The organism is Burkholderia sp. Ac-20345 (genome assembly GCF_017104825.1).
Classification (GTDB): domain Bacteria; phylum Pseudomonadota; class Gammaproteobacteria; order Burkholderiales; family Burkholderiaceae; genus Burkholderia; species Burkholderia lata_B.
Genome location: NZ_JAAGPO010000426.1, coordinates 1 through 2,505, shown reverse-complemented (window position 1 = coordinate 2,505; position 2,505 = coordinate 1). Strand labels below are relative to the sequence as shown.

General features: G+C 68.3%; 3 protein-coding genes. 2 read left to right on the top strand and 1 reads right to left on the bottom strand.

Annotated features, from left to right (window positions below; translation table 11 throughout):
* Positions 1 to 122: 122 nt before the first annotated feature.
* Positions 123 to 923: a 2-amino-3,7-dideoxy-D-threo-hept-6-ulosonate synthase gene (locus G3O06_RS47600; RefSeq protein WP_174974652.1), complete on the bottom strand. Its 801-nt coding sequence runs from the start codon at positions 921 to 923 to the stop codon at positions 123 to 125.
* A gap of 285 nt (positions 924 to 1,208) precedes the next feature.
* On the opposite strand from G3O06_RS47600, the gene G3O06_RS47595 reads away from it, so the two are divergent.
* The gene (locus G3O06_RS47595; protein WP_346779604.1) at positions 1,209 to 2,255 is read left to right on the top strand and encodes an LLM class flavin-dependent oxidoreductase; all 1,047 of its coding nucleotides are present in this window, start codon (positions 1,209 to 1,211) and stop codon (positions 2,253 to 2,255) included.
* A gap of 40 nt (positions 2,256 to 2,295) precedes the next feature.
* Positions 2,296 to 2,505: FAD-dependent oxidoreductase (locus tag G3O06_RS47590; RefSeq protein ID WP_205820240.1), on the top strand; the 210-nt coding region annotated here is incomplete at its 3' end.

Genomic DNA, 2,505 nt, shown 5'->3' with positions numbered 1-2,505 from the left:
CTGCGTCGGCCGCGACGGCGCCTGCCTGCGCGCCGAGCGCGCGCAGGTCGATCCACGGATAGCGATGCATGGAAACCCTCGATGATCGGAAGAAACCGGGCGCGACGGCCCGGCGCACCGGCTCAGGCGGCCAGGTGCGCGGCGCGCCGCTCGACGCCGTGTACGGCATCGGACAGGCGGCGGATCAGCGGTGCGGCCTTCGGCGCGGCGAACACGTTGCGGCCAGCCGCGATGCCGAGCGCACCCGCGTGCATCACGCGCGACGTGAACGCGACGAACTCGTCTTCCGGCAGCTTCGCGCCGCCCGCGACCAGCACCGGCAGCGACGAGCCGGCGATGATGTCGGCCATGCTCGCGGCGTCACCGCTGTACGGCAGCTTGACGATGTCGGCGCCGAGATCCGCCGCGACGTTCGCCGCGTGGGCGATCAGTTCGGTCTGCGGACGATCGCCGAGGCCGGGGCCGCGCGGATAAATCATCGCGAGCAGCGGCAGCGACCAGCGCGCGCACTCGGTCGCGATGCGGCTCAGGTCGAGCAGTTGCTGGTTTTCCGTCTTCGAGCCGAGATTCACGTGCACGCTGACCGCGTCCGCGCCGCTTGCCAGCGCATCCTCGACGCTCGCGAACAGCGTCTTCGCGTTCACGTCCTCCGCGTAGCGCGTGCAGCCGTTCAGGTGCACGACGAGCGCGAGATCGCTCAGCACGTCGGGAGACAGGAAGCGCGCGCGGCCGCGATGCACGACGATCGCGTCGCCGCCGTGCGCGGCGATGTCGCCGACGAGCTGCCGCAACTGCTGCGGATGGGCGATCGGGCCGTCCGCGAGCGAATGGTCGAGCGGCACCATCAGACACTTGCCCGATGCGGCACGCACCACCCGCCGCATCCTGAGCGCCTTGCCAGAAACCGATAGAAGAGCGTTCATCCTTGATTCCTCGCCAGAAATGGAGAGGCCGGCCCGTGCGACTTCAGCCGGCCCCCGGGGTGCCCGCTAGCGGGCGGAACTGGAGCGACAACCGAGCAACGCTTGCAGCAAATCTTGCATCGTGTAAGACTTGCATAGACCCAATCATCCTATGATTGGATCATCCTTGCAAGTACATTGCGAGCGATCCTGTTTCCCGACCGGGGGACGCATTCGACGCGGCATCGGTTCCCCTTTGCAGACAACGGCAGCACATCAACCTGTGAGGTGTCTATGAAGTTCGGCGTGTCCTTTTTGCCCGATACCGGCCCGGCCGACCGCCCGGCGGCCGACTATTACGCGCACGCGCTGAAGCTCAGCGCGCTGGCGGACCGGCTCGGCTACACGTACGTGAAGATGACCGAGCACTACCTGAAGCCGTACGGCGGCTACAGCCCGTCGCCGCTGATGTTCCTCGCGGCCGCGGCTGCGCAGACGGAGTCGATCCGCCTGATGACGGGCGGCATCCAGGCGTCGTTCCATCATCCGATCCAGCTCGCGGCCGAAGCCGCGCAGCTCGACGCGATCTCGAACGGGCGGCTCGAACTGGGCTTCGCGCGCGCCTTCCTGCCGTACGAATTCGATGCGTTCGGCATCGATCTCGATTCGAGCAAGACGCGTTTCCAGCAGACGATCGACGCGACGGTGCGCCTCCTCACCGAGGAATCGGTCAGCGAAGACACTCCGTTCTTCCGCTACCGCGACGCGCAATCGCTGCCGCGCCCGACGCAGCAGCCGCGCCCGCCGGTCTGGGTCGCCGCGCTGCTCACGCCGTCCAGCTTCGAGTGGATCGGCGAACGCGGCTTCAACCTGCTGATGGCCGCGCCGCCGCGCAAGGCCGCGCTCGCGAAGACGCAGGAGATGGTGGCGCTCTATCGCGAGACGTTCGAGCGCCATCACGGCCATACGGGCCGCCGTCCGCAGGTCGCGATCAGCATCCCGCTGATGATCGGCACGTCGGACGCGCACGCACTGGAGCTCGCGGAACCGCGCCTGCGCCATCACTGGCGCTATTTCGCGGAAGCCGCGAAGTCGTGGGACCAGGTGCAGTCGCCGGCCTACCAGGGCTACAACGAAGCGATGAAGAACAAGATGGGCGGCATGGATACGGCCGACCTCGACGCGACCGCCGTGCTCGGCACGCCCGACACCGTGCGCCAGCGCATTCGCGCGCTGGAAGCCGACCTCGGTCTCGACGCGATCCTGTGGCACATCGACTATGGCGCGCAGCCTTACGAGCTGATGAGCAACAACCTGGAGGTGTTCGCCCGCGACGTGCTGCCGGGGCTATGACGCCATGCCGAATCCTTCCGGACCCACAGCGAACCCGCCCATGACACCGTCCCTGTCACTCGACACGATCATCGTCGGTGCCGGCATCGGCGGCCTGGCCGCCGCGCTCGCGCTGCGCCGCGCCGGCCATCGGGTCACCGTCCTCGAGCAGAGCCGGGCGTTTCGGGAAGTCGGCGCCGGGCTGCAGGTCGTGCCGAACGCCACGCGCGTGCTGCGTGCGCTCGGCGTGCTCGACCGCCAGCGGCTGGCA

Coding starts and splice junctions, on each gene's coding strand:
- G3O06_RS47600 (WP_174974652.1), bottom strand. CDS start 923: ATGAACGCTCTTCTATCGGTTTCTGGCAAGGCGCTCAGGATGCGGCGG.